General features: G+C 54.6%; 11 protein-coding genes. 3 read left to right on the top strand and 8 right to left on the bottom strand.

Translation table 11 applies throughout. The annotated features are described in order from the left end of the window. Positions 1 to 30 precede the first annotated feature (30 nt). From ACSX1C_RS16560 to ACSX1C_RS16550, 3 genes are read left to right on the top strand one after another with little or no spacing between them, the layout of a single operon-like run. Positions 31 to 780, top strand: coding sequence for a multiubiquitin domain-containing protein (locus ACSX1C_RS16560; RefSeq protein WP_125940332.1), 750 nt, complete (start codon positions 31 to 33; stop codon positions 778 to 780). Continuing rightward, complete coding sequence (locus ACSX1C_RS16555; protein ID WP_125940331.1) at positions 755 to 1,936, top strand: ThiF family adenylyltransferase; 1,182 nt, start codon at positions 755 to 757, stop codon at positions 1,934 to 1,936. The genes ACSX1C_RS16560 and ACSX1C_RS16555 overlap by 26 nt, the downstream gene beginning before the upstream one ends. Next, entirely contained in the window at positions 1,933 to 2,391 is a 459-nt protein-coding gene (locus ACSX1C_RS16550) for a DUF6527 family protein (protein WP_439887047.1), read from the top strand. The genes ACSX1C_RS16555 and ACSX1C_RS16550 overlap by 4 nt, the downstream gene beginning before the upstream one ends. 221 nt (positions 2,392 to 2,612) lie before the next feature. On the opposite strand, the gene ACSX1C_RS16545 is transcribed toward ACSX1C_RS16550, so the two are convergent. The 8 genes from ACSX1C_RS16545 to rmuC all read right to left on the bottom strand — a co-directional run bounded on the left by ACSX1C_RS16545 (position 2,613) and on the right by rmuC (position 15,051). Next, positions 2,613 to 3,083, bottom strand: coding sequence for a hypothetical protein (locus ACSX1C_RS16545; RefSeq protein ID WP_439887046.1), 471 nt, complete (start codon positions 3,081 to 3,083; stop codon positions 2,613 to 2,615). 187 nt (positions 3,084 to 3,270) lie between these two features. Continuing rightward, positions 3,271 to 5,244 carry a UvrD-helicase domain-containing protein gene (locus ACSX1C_RS16540; RefSeq protein ID WP_439887045.1) on the bottom strand — a complete coding sequence of 658 codons (1,974 nt, stop codon included), beginning with the start codon at positions 5,242 to 5,244 and terminating at the stop codon, positions 3,271 to 3,273. Positions 5,245 to 5,353: 109 nt separating this feature from the next. Beyond that, the gene (locus ACSX1C_RS16535; protein WP_439887044.1) at positions 5,354 to 6,283 is read right to left on the bottom strand and encodes a hypothetical protein; all 930 of its coding nucleotides are present in this window, start codon (positions 6,281 to 6,283) and stop codon (positions 5,354 to 5,356) included. After that, complete coding sequence (locus ACSX1C_RS16530; RefSeq protein WP_439887043.1) at positions 6,280 to 8,013, bottom strand: AAA family ATPase; 1,734 nt, start codon at positions 8,011 to 8,013, stop codon at positions 6,280 to 6,282. The genes ACSX1C_RS16535 and ACSX1C_RS16530 overlap by 4 nt, the downstream gene beginning before the upstream one ends. Before the next feature lie 151 nt (positions 8,014 to 8,164). Further along, positions 8,165 to 9,994 (bottom strand): AAA family ATPase, encoded by a 1,830-nt coding sequence (locus ACSX1C_RS16525; RefSeq protein WP_439887042.1) that lies wholly within the window; start codon positions 9,992 to 9,994, stop codon positions 8,165 to 8,167. Positions 9,995 to 10,103: 109 nt separating this feature from the next. After that, a complete protein-coding gene (locus ACSX1C_RS16520) occupies positions 10,104 to 11,207 on the bottom strand; it encodes a restriction endonuclease subunit S (RefSeq protein ID WP_439887041.1) in 1,104 nt (367 codons plus the stop codon). 95 nt (positions 11,208 to 11,302) lie between these two features. After that, on the bottom strand, positions 11,303 to 12,886 hold the full coding sequence (locus tag ACSX1C_RS16515) for a type I restriction-modification system subunit M (protein WP_439887040.1): 1,584 nt from the start codon (positions 12,884 to 12,886) through the stop codon (positions 11,303 to 11,305). A gap of 32 nt (positions 12,887 to 12,918) precedes the next feature. Beyond that, a complete protein-coding gene (gene rmuC / locus ACSX1C_RS16510) occupies positions 12,919 to 15,051 on the bottom strand; it encodes a DNA recombination protein RmuC (RefSeq protein WP_439887039.1) in 2,133 nt (710 codons plus the stop codon). Between the last annotated feature and the right edge of the window lie 4 nt (positions 15,052 to 15,055).

The following is a 15,055-nucleotide window of genomic DNA, read 5'->3' as shown; positions in this document are numbered from 1 at the left end:
AAATTCTGTCGCAACACTTTAGAGGACCATATGAAAAACTCTCCGTTTGACGACGTTGGTGACGCGATCCGTGAGGATCGTCCACTGCGAGAGGCCGGCGCCTATCGCATCCGCTTCGGCTTGGAAGGACTGACCTTCCGCAACATCGACGTGCCTGACCCGGTACCCACCGGCCGGCAAATCCTGGACAGCGCGGGGCTCGATCGCCGAAGCGACTATCTACTCTATGCACTTCTCGCCTCGGGCGATTTTGAGGACGTTCGTCTCGACGAGACAGTGGATCTGCGAGGCAAGGGGGCTGAGCGCTTCATTGCGTTCAAGTCCGACCGCGACTTCAAGTTCTCTTTGAACGATCGCCAGATGGCCTGGGGTCACCCGGAGCTGTTGGGCAGCGTCTTGTATGACCTAGCCGAAGCCTCGGCCGAAGAGGCCATCTTCCTGGAAGTACGGGGCGGCGAAGACATCCTCATCGAGTCGGATGACAGGATCAATCTCGACAACCCTGGCATTGAGCGGTTTATCACCGCCCTAAGGCCGCAAAAGGGCTACGTCATCGTGGTCAATGCTGTCGAAGAGATTGTGCCGGACAAGCATGTCACCTTCGAGCAGGTGGTCAAGTTGTCCCATCCGAACGCGCCGGCAGAGACCAACGTCAAGTTCTCGATGACATACCGCAATGCTGCCTCGCACCCCCGCGCTGGTGAACTCGCTGAGGGTGGCTCCGTTGAAGTAAAAAAACAGGGGACAATTTTCAATGTCACACGAACTGTTCAGTCTTAATGCCGACCTGGCCCGGTTGCGTACGGAGGGCTACTTCGTTCGCATTCAGGGGAGTCTCCTTGTCATGCTGGAAGTGCCCTATGTCGACGCTCAATGTCGTGTGCGCACCGGCACGCTGGTGTCCAACCTTGACTTGGCCGGGGACCGGACGCGCAAGCCAGAGACACACGTAATCCACTGGGACGGCGACTTCCCCTGCAGCGCGAATGGGACGCCCTTGCCAGGCATCTCCCATGCGTCGCCCAACACCGACCTCGGTTACGGGCTCACCGCAAGGCACAGCTTTTCCAGTAAACCCAACCCGGATGGCTACCCGGACTACTACGCCAAGATGGCTACCTACGCGACCATCTTGGCCGGCCCGGCGGCCGTCCTGCAGCCCGGTATCAGCCCACGGCTGATCCGTGGCGCTGATGATGAGAATGAGCCCAGCGCCTTCAACTATCTCGATACAGCATCCAGCCGGGTAGGCCTGGGCGCGCTAGCTAGCAAGCTGGAAGGTGAGGTGGTGGGCATCCTCGGCGCAGGTGGTACCGGTGGGTACATCCTCGATCTGGTCGCGAAAACGCCGGTGAGGGAAATCCGGCTCTTCGACGATGACGACTTTCTTTCCCACAACGCGTTCCGCGCGCCCGGGGCGCCATCGCTCGAGGAGTTGCGGGACGCCCCCAAAAAGGTGCACTACCTGAAGGGCATCTATGAACGGATGCATCGCGGGATCGTGGCTCACCCCGTAAAGATGAAAACGGAGACGCTGGGGCTGCTTGACGGCATCACGTTTGCGTTCATCAGCATGGACGCGGGTGAGGAAAAGCGCGCCGTGGTGGCGAAGCTCGAAGCACTTGGTGTGCCATTTATCGACGTCGGGATGGGGCTTGAACTTAGCAACGGTAGCTTGGGCGGCATTCTGCGGGTGACGACGAGCACGCCGGCGAAACGCGAGCATGTCCACGCAGGGCGCATCTCTTTCGCTGGTGGCGGAGGCCAGGACGTGTACGCATCCAATATCCAGGTGGCCGACCTGAACGCCTTAAATGCTTGCCTCGCAGTCGTGAAGTGGAAAAAGCTCCGCGGATTCTACCGCGACCTAGAGAGCGAGCATCACAGCACGTACACGACCGATGGGAGCATGTTGCTCAACGGAGACCAATCATGATGCGCCATCTGAGTCTGGAACATCGTTTTGTGCGAAGCGTTCCACGCGAGTTGGAGCCTGGCATCTTGTACATCTCGATGGACTACGCAACCGCAGTGCACTCGTGCTGCTGCGGTTGCGGGGACCGCGTGGTGACCCCATTCACGCCGACCGACTGGCGGATGACGTTCGATGGTGAGTCCATCTCGCTTCATCCCTCCGTAGGCAACTGGAATCAGAAGTGCCGGTCGCACTACGTGATCCAGCGGAGTCGAGTTTTGGAGGCGGGGCCATGGTCGCAAGGCCAGATAGAGGCGGAGCGTCTACGCGATAAGAAGGCCAAAGCTGCGCATTATGGCTCGCTGCATGAAGCGCGTCGTGAGTTCCCCGGATCCGCTACTGGTGGCCAGAGTGCGACTGCGCATTCCCGTAGCATCTGGACTCGGCTTAAGGCCTGGCTCAACCGCCGACCATGACTGCTGAAGCTCCTCCGCAACCAACGGGACAATAAGCAGTTTGAGCAGATGTCCGTTTCTGCTCTGGATTCGTCCAAAACAACTATCAATTCTAAATTCGAGACTTAGTGGAGAAGTGCATGACCGGCTTCGGCAAGATCAACCGCCAATTTTCTATGGAGGGAGCTACCCATCTCTATTCAAGCCTACCAGCAATGCTGACGCCCGCGGATCTCCGTCAATTACTCATGAAGGTAAACCCAGTCTCCGAGCAGGGTTTTAGAGCCGATGTCCTGATAATTTTTCTTAGGCAAGTAGACAAGAGCATCCCAGTTCAGACCGCTGCCTGCGTTAAAAACCAAAGCCCAGTCATTCTGATAGAAACTCTTAGCAGCCCTCTCGCCCGTAACGATCTCAAATGGCGGTACATCTTCTGGTAGCGAGGTGATGTAAGTTGGCATCAACTGATCCAAACGCTGAGGTGGTGCTCCTGTTTCACTAATGCAACGCTGTATCGCATTGATCAGTGGTACAGCACGCTCACCCGCTCGCTCATAGCCTTCCATTCTCATGGCCGTGCCAAGTGGCAAGCTAATCGCGCCACCCACGAGTACGCCCAATATAATTGAGGGCAAGAGTGCGTTGACTTTTCTGGTCACCACCATAATGAGCAGAGCAAAAAATACATGAACGACTGAGTAAATTACCGCCACGAAAAAAGCATCTCTAGACTTGTACGCCCCCAAGGGGCAAAGCCAAGCAACGAAAAAGCCCCCAAGACCAAACTTGGCGCCGCCGCGATGATTGCAGCAATAAAAAATCGAGCCTTATGATTTCTCATGCAACCTCTAGAAAAATCTCAAAAAATCAAGCAAACGCCACGCGCAAAAAGAACACACATCACTCCGCTGAGCAGAGAGCACTTGAATGCTGCATGTACGAGCTAACGCCTTCGAGATATCGCGAAAAGAAATCAAAGTATCGACCACCATCTGGCAACAGCAGGACAATGTTTTCTTTTGCCCTGGTCAAGCCTGTGTACACAAGTTCCGGCCCATCCAGATCGTTAACGATCACAAAGACCGTTGGCGATTCAAAACCTTTAAAGCTATGAAGAGTCGATAACTTCATTACGCCGCTATTCAGATTGAAGCCTTGCTTACGACTGGAGTTCAACTGACGCAACTCCTTTTTCTCTTTCGTACGTTCAAGCCGTCTTTCGCGAACGCTCTCAACATCTTCCTTCGAGGCAAAGCTTGTAATCGTACGCTCCTGATGCCGCGGCCCTTTTCGGATAGCAAAATCGACCTCCCTCAGAACATCTTCCCTTGACGACACAATGGTGATGTCATTCGGATGAATGCCTTCGCGCTTCGCAATAGCGACAATGAGTTCAGCAACATCAAGCAACCTCTCAGCTGACCATGTCCCTACGGCACTCAACCCAATCCCTGGAAGAAAAGCGGTTTGCTGATAAGACTCATCCCCATCAAAAACATATTTCTCTGAAAGGAACTGCTTCTGAAAGGCTACAGACAACTGCAATACCGGAGAATCCTGCTTATATCTGAAGCTTTTAGACAGACGCTGCCAGCGCCCAAAACCGGAGATTATGCTTGCTCTTTTTTCCTCATCAACAGCACGATCATAGATATTCTGTTTCTCATCCGCAAACAGAACCATCTCTCCATCTTCAGCCAGGAAATTCTTTCTTATGATTCGCTGCCACTCAGGCTTGTAGTCTTGAGCCTCATCAATGAGAATGGTCTTGTACCTGTCGACGGCATAATTATCTAAAATAGCTTCATTCGAATAATAATGCTCTTCAAGGTATGCACTGGGGTCCACCAAACCCTCTGGAACCTTCACATCGATTCCAGCACTGCTTAGGGCCGCACTCATAAATTTGTGGTAATTAACTATATGAAAAGCACCCCAACTGAAGTCTTCGCGAACTTCACTAATTTTGTCTCTGATGAACATGCGAAGCGTCAGATTGAATGTAAGTATCAACACCGGCTCGCCATGGCGCTTGTGCGCATTCACGGCACGCTTCGCCAAGACGGAGGTTTTACCCGACCCTGCCACTCCGCACACCTTGGCCCGGGCGCCTTCTACGCTCTCGGATAGCCGCGCCTGTGGCTTTGTGTAGAGGATGGGCTTTCCTTCATTGGCGTAATGGAATGGGGGCTGCAGCAGGCGCATAAGCTCTGCATATACGCCCTCCTCAAACTGAGGGTTCTGCTTGCCGCCTGAAAAGCTAATCTTTTTCAACGAGTCTCGCGCAATGGCTAAAGACCCTACATCGCGATCTATCTGTTTGATTTTACTAGAAAGATAGATTCTCTTTCTCTCATATCTTTCATAAACGACTTTTTGCCCACGAAACTCCTGCTGAAGTTTATTCAGCTCATTCCGCAACGCACTTATTGCCGGCTCATAAAACGCTGCAATCTCATTTTTGGTAGCATTGTGAAAGTACACATAAACCTTTATCAGGCCGTAAAATGTTTCACTGGCCATGCTTTTGTCGAGCAGACCATTTGTGTGCACTTCAAAAATATTCTGCTTATATGAAAAGACCTGAGCGAAAGGCGACCTCAATAATGCATTATTTTTAGCCAAACGCCACTGGTTTTTAACATCAACTCTATAGCTGGCAAGATCCCAGTCCTTGACCTCAATAATTATGGCGCCGACACCTTCCTTGATGATTACGACATCAGGGCGCTCACCGTTAAAGCAAGGCTGGAAATAAACCTCAGCATCTGGGTCGAAATGCTCTTCCAGGTAAGTAAGCAAAAACAGCTCCCCTTCAGTTGGCGGCTGCTTGGAGAGCTTGGCCCTTTCAATGCCTGGAATGACCTTCGCCATACATGACTTTACCTAAGAATATTTTGCTAATTATCACTGCCGGCTTGCTTAAGCTTGCCACCAAGCCGCAACCAGGTAATTGCTATTGCATAAAAATCTCAACCGCCCATTAGGACATTGATACAACATCAAAACATTTTTCCTCAATAAATTGCAGCAGCTTCTTTTGATAAATTTCTGCCCTCATTAATATTGCTTCATCTGTATGAGCTTCGTTATTTGAAACACCAATGCCGTGACCTGTTAACACTCCACCATGTTCCGTCAAAATACAACGATTATGAAAAACATCGCTTTCGGCTGCTTCCCTCAGTTCAAAAACCTCAAATTGCAGACCTCCAAGCCCCACGGTCATATCTTGCATAATGCGATTTTTGACGTGATCAGCTGCTGGACTTCCACTGCCAGCATTCTTGCTCCCGCGTTTCTCTTTATAGAAAAGAATCACCTTGGGGAGTTCATCCGCAAGACGGTTAGAGAGGATAGAATTAATCATATATCGGACAAAGCCTATAGCCTCGTCCGACCAACCAAATGGATCAATAATCAAAATATACTTTGTAGATAGGCGCACTAGGTTGCCAACTACGGATAAAAGCCCTGCATTGGTACGCTGTATACTTAATTGGCCACAATGATTCCAGGTGCTCCCTGGCAAATACATGCTATCAGGAGTGATGTTGTTTTTTGCACAAATAGCAGACGAAGACAAAATCACGCCGAATGGGGCTCGATTGTCTTCGCTGACCACAGCTTCTGACCAAACGGAAGTTTGATGATCGGCCACATCCCTAATAACAACGGACTCGGTTAACTTAGTTACCATTTCTGTATAACGCCGCCCAGACAGTGACTGGGTATCTTGGGGACTATGCTGAAGCAAGTAGCTACGAAGTTTTGATACCTTTTTCTTTGGAAAGCTACTGACTAGCCTTGGTGTGCCCAACCCGTATTCGCGAAGAAACTCCGCATAGTCACGATCATTTGATGCCCAGGCTGCTAGAACAGTCGGCTCAAGCGCATACTCATAAATCATCACAAAAGCTCCTCCCTGCGCTCAGCAAAAAAGCCATTGGGCCATCGGCTGGTGAACTCGCCATCGCGATCAATTTCGATACGCTTGGCCTTTACACCGCCTGCTGCCGTGTCGAGGTAGATGATTGAAACATCCTCAGGTGCCAGCGGCTTCAGGCCATCAGGCAGCTCACCCTCTGTGCTTTCGCGAATACGCCGCAAGATCCGCAAGATCAAATGTTCGCTGTGGGTCTCGATCAGGAAGCTGCATTGGCGATTGGCCTGGGTGAGCAAATCACCTATGCCCACCTGAATTCGTGGATGTACATGCAGCTCTGGCTGCTCGCAGGTCACAAGCCCCTGGCGCGCCACCACAGCCGCCACAATCAGCGGAAACAGCTGTGAAATCCCCACACCAACCTCGGAGAAGGCTACCTCGCACTGCCGCGAGTCATCCCACAGCGCCCATTGATTGCGCACTTGCTCAATAACGGCACCCTTAGGGGCAGCGCTATCAGGCGCTAGCTCCTGCAGAAGCGCTTTCAGCTTCTCCATGTCTATAGGCGCCTTCTGCTCTGACGGATTGCCTTCCTCATCAGCACCGCTGAAGCTGATTTCGAGCTTATCGCCATGCGCATCGAGCATGGCGCGCAACTCGCCCAAACTGTCGTCACCACCGGAATACACCACCTTGCTCACCACCGACTTTGCACGCAGTGAATAGCCCAGGCCGAGATGCCCCATCCACTGGTTAATCTCGGCCAGCAAGGCGGGCGCTTTGTGCTGGCGGCTGAGCGAGCTGACCACATCCCAGGCAGCCGCGCCGCTGTACCAGTCTTTCTGCTCGGGGTAAGGATTAGGCTGGCGCAAGGCATCGGGCACCATGCGCAGCGGGCCGATGCACAGACTCTGATTAAGCAGTGTCAGCAGGTTATCTAACGGAGCTACCAACACATCCGAGAGAATTTCATGCAGCCGTGTGGTGATACGCGGGTCGTCGTGTTCGACGGTGGTTTCCAATCGCTTGCCCAGCAGCGGTAAGGCGCCAGCAAAGCCTTTAAAACCCAGCTCGGCATGGGCAAAGGTCATTTCAGGCAAATGCCAGGAATCGCGGCGGCTGACTTGCTGAATGGGGCGCTGAGCGTTTAATAGCTCATGGAAGACGCTTACAAAGCCTTCGGCTTCGCGCTCCGGAGCTTCGTCCAAATCAAGTTCGGCCAGCAAAGCGGGATGCTGGTAATTGAGCCAGGCCAGCACCGGCTGCTTCATCCCCGCATCGCTGGTCAGTTCAGCGATCAGCGTATCGTCCAGCCACAGCTTGTAGCAGGCCACATAGGCGGTTTCGGCTGATTTAGACCAGGCGATATGCAACTCCACAGCAAAGCGTGCGGCATCGGAGGTTGGGCTGTCGACGGTGAGGCCAAAATCCTCGTTGATCAGCTCATACAGCTGGTTGTAACTGGCGCCGATGCTGTCGTCTTTTCCGACATGAAGCTTGATTACAATGCGCTTATTCAGATCGCCGCCATTCACCAAACTGGCAAAGCCGCCGATGTGTTTTTCGCCCAGCACATCAATGCGCTGCGGGTCGCAGTGGCCTTTGGCGAGGATTTGCTGCAGATAAAACAGCGCCTGCAGCACCGAGCTTTTGCCGACGCTATTAGGGCCAAACATCAAGGTCACCGGCGCCAGCGGGATGGCTTGGGTGGCCTGAAAGGAACGAAAGTTGGTGAGGGCGATTTCTGTAATTCGCATATTTTAATGCCCTAGCTCGGCCTAAGGCCGGCAAATGTCTTATTTGTAATTTTTAGATGGCAATGGCTCAGCCGATGCATACGCTCACGCAGCCTCTGCACCGCGCAGGCAGACCAATCTGCTTTCGATTGGTTTTCATACCGAGTTCGGCTCAAGAGACCAAGGCCAGCAGGTTCTCGACTAGTTCCTTAAGCTCCGAGCGCTGCTCAGCACCCTCTTGGTACATCGAGCGCTGGAGAATTTGTTCAGCAGTCATATGCGGCCAGAGCTTGTCGATCAGATCATCGCCCTTGATACCCACTGCTTTACCGATGATTTTCTTCGCGTCGCAGGTGTCGGTGAAATTCACCCTAACCCCGGTTCGCGCATCAATCATGTCAGGGCACAGGTAGTTCTCGATTTCCCGTTTGCGGGTGGAATAGAAAGACCTGCCTATTCCTTCTACTTCCTGCTTGCGCTTCGCAATAGAGGCGACCTGCTCTGGGCTGCCACCAATGTCCGAGTCCAGAAATACGCACCAGGGGAGCCCGAGGTCATCGGCGAGATTGAGGGTGACCCAGTGTTTCACGCTGCCACAGCCGCCAATCAGAATCGGAACGACGCCGGCATCCTCAAGACTGGATTGGAGATGCCCGCCAGCCTTCAGGGTGTTGGCCGCATGGCGGAGGAAGGTGACGTCTGATTTACCTTCTACCAGCACGACGCCCTTCGCCCGCTCCATCCCTGTTTCGGGGAGTACGCCCAGGCTCTCGGCAGCCTCCTTGAGCACATCGTCATTGGGCATCTTGACGATAGGGATGCCGTTCTCATCCTTGGTGACGTAACGGATGCCGTCGATGGGCATCAGGCCGGCCAGGGCGGGAACGTGGGTGGTGACGATGATCTGCCGGTTGGGCTGGTTGGAAAGCTCCAGCAGCGCCTTCATCAGCATCATCTGGTAGTTCGGGTGCTGGGAGGTCTCCGGCTCTTCGATGGCGTAGATGACATTGCGCTGGGTGCCCACCACCGCCTTCTCCGCCTCGGCGCGGAAGAAGTTCAGTAGGATCAGGCGGCGCACGCCGCTGCCGCGCTTGTTGATGGGGATACCGTTCTCACCATCCAGGGTGAAGCTGAAGCTCCACTTGGGCTTTTCCTTGAAGCGCGGGGTCAGCTCGTTGGCCAGCTCGGGGGCCATTTCCCGCAGCTTGTCGAGGGTGCGCTCAGCAACATCCAGCACACTGGCTTCGATCTGCTGCTCCAGCGCACTGATCTGATCCTGCAGTGCAGCCTGCGCCTCCTTGACCGCCTGCTGCAGCGGGTTTTTGGCCTCGGCGTCGCCATCACTGCTTTCACGATCCGCCTTGAACAGGGCGAAGGTGGGCAGCTGGCCCTCGACCTTTTCCCAGATGGATTTGCTGTCGGTCGAAAGCCCTTTGCTGACGTCGAGCAGCCTCTCCTGACAGGCGATCGGCTGTGCTGCCGTACGGATAGCCTGCCGCCACTGTGAAGCCACACGTTTGTCTGCCACTTGCTCGGCAACGCCTTGCTGCTCACCGAGCTTTTTCAGTTCGGCCATTTTTAGGCTCAGCAGCCCAGCCAGCGCCTCATCCGCAGGGTGCTGGCAGCGGATGGCGGTTCGTTCCTGCTTGCCGGTGCTGGCCTTGAAGGTTTTGACGATCTCCAGCGCACCCTCGGCGTTGAGCAGATACTCCTGCGCCAAGGAAGTCTCGGCATTCTCATCCAGTACCAGCGCCTCAGGCAGACCGTCAAACTCACAGGCAATCTCGAACTGCTCGGCACCCTCGGCCAGACTGAAACAGTTCATATCGCTCTTGTCGGCCTTGACGTCGCCGCTGTCGAAGAAGATCGCCAACGCTTCGAGGATGGTCGATTTGCCAAAGTCATTTCGGCCGACGATGCCAGTCATGGCTTCGTCGATGGGAATAACCGTGGTGGTGCGGTAGCCGCGAAAATGGCTGAGTTTGACGGACTTGAGGCGCATGGGGATTTCCTTATCTACAGCTGGCCGGAGACGTATGCGGTGGAATCACATCCCCAGGCTAGGGCGAAGCCCCAAGCACAGGGAGGCGCAAGTAAACGCATTGGACTTATCACAGCTCACCTCGAAAGGCTTTTTGGTTGAGGCATTGAAACTCTAGCTGCGATAGTGAGTTACTACTTTGCAAACTTTCACGCAGCCCATATATTGCACTAACAATATGTGAAAATTTATCCTGGAGCTCTTTGGGAGGGAGAATGAAATCTAATTCTTCAATCCGAAAAATTGCTAACTTTGGAACCCCTACCGCCATGGTTTTTGATTTTATTTGACTTTGAACAAAATCAGTCTGAAGAAAAAATGACAAATACCAGGAAGACAGAACAGCGCCATCTCGGATAATAATTTTATTTGCATTCTCGGTAAGGCTGGCTTTATGAAGCTCTTTAGGCACAATCCCTACATCTCCGATGTTTGCCCCAACTACCGTAATACATATATCCCCTTCATCAACCGTATATCGCTCAATAACCTTCCTCACATGCGGAGGTACATATTCAAGGTTTTTGGTTGTAACCTGTCCGGATTTTATATTGCCAGCCTTAATATATGGGAACCCCGTATCTTCTTTAACTAAAGAGTCTCCTTTGGGGATACGCTTACCTCCACGAACCATGCAGAGTTCCTTTATCTTCTTCACCATCCAACCCTTCGGATTGGTTACCGGATCTCCGAACATGTCCATAAACACAGCGCGGAGGAAGTCGTCGGCGAGCTGGATGGCTTGCTGGCGTTTGCGGCGGATGGTGTCGACCTTATCGAGGATGGCGGTAATCCGTCTCTGTTCAGCCAAGGGAGGGAGGGGGATCCTTAACTCGACCAGATCCTCCCTTCTCACAGTAGCCTGGTTAACCCATGCATTAACCATATTCTCAAATACACGCCGCCCCCACAGCCAACCCAAAAAACGAACGAGGTATTCAGGTAAAAGCCGCTCCGAATCGACCCTTAACCTTAGAAAGTGATTACTGAAACAAACCACTTCCTCAACATGATCACTATACAAGGCAGACTTTCCGACCTGCTCAGCGCTGTTGGTGGCATTAAATAGAACATCTCCGAACTGCAAAGAGTACCTTTCAACTTGCCTGATCGTGGCAGGTACATATCTCTTTTTTGTCCAGTCCCAAGCCCCTTCTGGCTTGACATTATTCATCCTTACCTGAAGAACTCCAGAGTCCGACTCCTCTCCAGATGCGAAACCCGGTTGAATGTCCAATAACAGGCTGCCAAGCCTAGCCGTTGGCCAAGTCATAGCATTCCCTCCAGCTCATCCAGATCCGCCAGAATTTCCTGCTCCAGCCCTTTCAGCCGTTGCAGAATCACCTTCGGGTCTTCGTACTGTTCCTGCTGGTACTCCACTTCCTTGTAGCGGTTGATGGAGAGGTCGTACTTGTTGGCGGCGATGTCCTCGGCTGGCACGACAAAGGCCTTTTTGCGCTTATCGCCGAACAGGGTATTGACGGTGCTCGCGCTGATGTTGCTCTCGACCATCTGCCGGTATTTGTGCCACTGGGCGATGGCGTCGGGCAGGTCGTTGCTGCCCTCACCTTTCAGCTCGGTGCGCTTGTCGTCCAGCGAGTAGCCGTCGGCCTGCAGGTCGTAGAACCACACACGCTCGGTGGTGCCGCCCTTGGTGAAGATGAGGATGGCGGTGCTGACGCCGGCGTAGGGTTTGAACACGCCGCTGGGCAGGCTGACGATGCCTTCGAGCTGGTTGTTGTCGAGCAGCTCCTGGCGCAGTTGCTGGTGAGCCTTGGAAGAGCCGAACAGCACGCCGTCCGGCACGATCACGGCGGCGCGGCCACCGAGCTTGAGCGAGCGGAGGATATGGGCGACGAACAGCAACTCGGTCTTCTTGGTTTTTACCAGGCCGAGCACGTCGGGGTTGGTGTTGGTTTCGTCCAGACTGCCTTTGAACGGCGGGTTGGCCAGCACCACATCGAAGAAGTCCTGTTCCTGACGTGGGTAGTGCTCCTTGATGGATTTGCTCAGGGAGTCCTGGTAACGGATGTTCGCGCCGTTCACGCCGTGGAGCATCATGTTCATGCTGGAGACGCGCAGCATGGTGGTGTCGAAGTCGAAGCCCCAGAACATCTGGCTGTTGATGTGCTGGCGGTAGGGTTCGAGCAGGTCGCCGGAGTAATGCCGGTTGCCGTCTTCGTCGCTGAAAGTACCTTCCGGGCTGGAATGCACGCGGTTGAGGTATTCCATGGTGCGGGCCAGGAAGCCGGCGGTGCCGCAGGCCGGGTCGCAGATCACTTCGGTGGGCTGCGGGGCAATCAGCTCGATCATCGCGTCGATGATATGGCGCGGCGTGCGGAACTGGCCGTTGATGCCGGCGGTGGTGAGCTTGCTCAGCAGGTATTCGTAGATATCGCCCTTCACGTCGCTCTGGGTCAGCGGCAGCTCGTTGACCATCTCCACGGCGGAGGTGAGTACGGACTCGTTCTTGATCTCCAGATCGGCGTCCTGCATGTACTCGCTGATATGGCCGAGGCCTTCACGCTCGCCACCCTCGCCCTCGGCGCTGCCGAGTTGGGCGAAGAACGGATAGACCTTCTGCTTGAGGTGGCTGTGGAGCTCCTTGCCGCTCATGTTGCGGAAGTTCTTCCAGCGCAGCAGTTGGCCGTCCGGGGTATTGGGGAACAGGCGGTCGAAGGCTTTGCCGGTGCGGTTGGCTTTGCGCTCGGCCACGTCCTCCTGCATGTCGAGCATGCGGGCGAACATCAGGTAGCTGATCTGCTCGATCACGGTCAGCGGGTTAGTGATGCCGCCGGTCCAGAACTTTTCCCAGAGCTTGTCGATATCGTTGCGGATTTTGCCGGTGAGCATGCGAGGTACTTCTCTCGTAAAAAAATGGGGGATTAGACCTGCGGCAGCGCTTCGCTGTCGTGACCGTTGTGATTTATCTGCTGTGGCAGCTCTGCGGCGGAGTCATCCACTTCGTCCAGCGCCTCGACGATCAGCGAGAGTCGCTCGCTTTCGAAATCCATATGGGTTGGCTCCAGCGCCGGCAGCGTCTTGCTGACCTTGGCCGACAACTTGTTGAAGCGCTCCACCTTGCCGTACAGGCCTTGCTTGCCCGCCAGTGCCTTGACAGTGTCGTTGTAGTGGTTGCTCACGGTATTGAGGGTGCCTCCCAGCTTACCGAGGCGCTCGGCCACGGTGCAGACCTGGTTGTAGATCTCGCCGGCCTTCTCGCTGATCTCGCGCGCTTCGGCATTGCTGCGCTCGATCATCCACAGGTTGGAAACGGTGCGCAGGATCGGGATCAGGGTGGTGTGGGAAACCAGGACGATGCCCTTCTTGTAGCCGTACTCGAACAGATCCTTGTTGTGTTTCATAGCCTCGATGTAGGCCGGCTCGATGGGCATGAACATCAGCACGAAGCTGGGGCTGCGCATCCCAACGAGGTTGGTGTAATCCTTGGAAGCCAGGTCATCGATGTGCCGGCGAACCGCTTTGACGTGCTCAACCATGGCCTGTTGAGACTCACTGCTGGTCTCCGCGGAAACAGCACGGTCGTAGGCAACCAGTGAGACCTTGCTATCGATGATGATGTGTTTGCCATCGGGCAGCTTGATCAGGTAATCGGTCTGCTTGCTCTTACCTTCGGCATCCTTGAAGGCGCTCTGCACTTCGTAGTGTGCCTCTTCGATCAGGCCACTCATTTCCAGCGTGCGGCGCAGTTGCGCCTCGCCCCAGGCGCCGCGCTGCTGGGAGTCGCCCTTGAGCGCGGAGGTGAGGTTGTTGGCCTCTTTGCTCATCTGCAGGCCGATTTCCAACACCTTTTTGATTTCAGAGTTGAGACTGGTGTTGCCCTGCAGGGACGCATCGTGAACTTCGTTGATGCGCTTCTGGAAGCCTTCGATCTGCTCGCGGAACGGCTTGAGCATCCCGTCGATACTGGTCTGACTGGTCTGGGTGAAGGTCTTGCCCTTCTCCTCGAAAATCTTGTTGGCCAGGTTCTCGAACTCCTGAGTCAGCGACTTGCGCGCATCGGCCAGTTGCGTCATCTGCTCCTGGAAGTTCTCCTCGCGCTGGCTCAGCGTGGTTTTGAGCTCGGTGTGCTCGGATGACAGCGTGTTGAAACGCCCCTGAAGTTCGCCGAACGCTTTTACCTGCTCAGTCAGGTGCTGCTTGGTTTCAGTCAACTGCTCGCGTGCATCGCGCTCGGAGGTCTCCAGCGACTTGGCGCGCTTGCCCTCGGTGGCCAGCTCATCCTTCAGGCGATCACGATCTGCATGCAGCTGCTCGTTAGTGGTCTGGGACTGGGCCAGACGGTCTCGCAACTCAGCTACCAGTTCCTCACGCTTCTGTAGAGACGTTTTGAGCTCGGCATGTTGATTACTGAGCGGCTGATAACGCCCCAGCAGCTCGTTGTAGTCCTGAGCCTGAGTGGCCATCTTCTGGCGAGTTTCAGCCAGTTGCTCACGGGCCTCTCGCTCGCCCGTTGCGGCCACCTTGGCGCTGGCATCCAGATTTGCCAGCTCGTCCTTGAGGGTGTCGCGCTCACTTTGCAGCGAGGTGCTGATCGATTGCGCAGCAGCCAAGCGATCTCGTAGATCATTGGTTTGCTCTTGCAGAGCGCGGCCTTCGGCTTGGGCTGTTTCTAGGCGCTTGGCAGCTTCGTGATGCTGCCTGCTCGTATCGTCCAGCTTCACCTGTAATGCAGTGCGAGCATCTTTGCTCTCTTGCTGCTCCTTATTCAGGCGTGCCTCATTGTCGAAGGCGGCCTGCAGCTTGGCTTTCAGGGTGCTTTCTGCGACCTGCAGCTCATGGGTGCGCGCTTCTGCGGCCTTGAGCTGATTACTTAGCGCAACACTGTCTGCGGCTGCAGTCGCTTGAGCCTGCTGAGCCCGCTCAAGCTGGGCCGCCAGCAGACTGAGTTGCCGGCCCTGACGCAATGCCGAGAAGAAATAACCCAGCAACGTACAAGCCAGTGCGAGTACAGCTGTGATAACGAAGATATCGGTAGTCCATTGACTGGCTTGCATGTGC

Source organism: Pseudomonas sp. MBLB4123 (genome assembly GCF_051904775.1).
In the GTDB taxonomy this organism is placed as follows: domain Bacteria; phylum Pseudomonadota; class Gammaproteobacteria; order Pseudomonadales; family Pseudomonadaceae; genus Aquipseudomonas; species Aquipseudomonas benzenivorans_B.
Note: the sequence above shows the minus strand (reverse complement) of the source record. Positions and strands in the feature narration are given on the sequence as shown.

Bases quoted from the DNA above. Each gene is read 5' to 3' on its own strand.
- ACSX1C_RS16560 (WP_125940332.1), top strand. From the start codon at position 31: ATGAAAAACTCTCCGTTTGACGACGTTGGTGACGCGATCCGTGAGGAT.
- ACSX1C_RS16555 (WP_125940331.1), top strand. From the start codon at position 755: ATGTCACACGAACTGTTCAGTCTTAATGCCGACCTGGCCCGGTTGCGT.
- ACSX1C_RS16550 (WP_439887047.1), top strand. From the start codon at position 1,933: ATGATGCGCCATCTGAGTCTGGAACATCGTTTTGTGCGAAGCGTTCCA.
- ACSX1C_RS16540 (WP_439887045.1), bottom strand. From the start codon at position 5,244: ATGGCGAAGGTCATTCCAGGCATTGAAAGGGCCAAGCTCTCCAAGCAG.
- ACSX1C_RS16530 (WP_439887043.1), bottom strand. From the start codon at position 8,013: ATGCGAATTACAGAAATCGCCCTCACCAACTTTCGTTCCTTTCAGGCC.
- ACSX1C_RS16525 (WP_439887042.1), bottom strand. From the start codon at position 9,994: ATGCGCCTCAAGTCCGTCAAACTCAGCCATTTTCGCGGCTACCGCACC.
- ACSX1C_RS16520 (WP_439887041.1), bottom strand. From the start codon at position 11,207: ATGAATAATGTCAAGCCAGAAGGGGCTTGGGACTGGACAAAAAAGAGA.
- ACSX1C_RS16515 (WP_439887040.1), bottom strand. From the start codon at position 12,886: ATGCTCACCGGCAAAATCCGCAACGATATCGACAAGCTCTGGGAAAAG.
- rmuC (WP_439887039.1), bottom strand. From the start codon at position 15,051: ATGCAAGCCAGTCAATGGACTACCGATATCTTCGTTATCACAGCTGTA.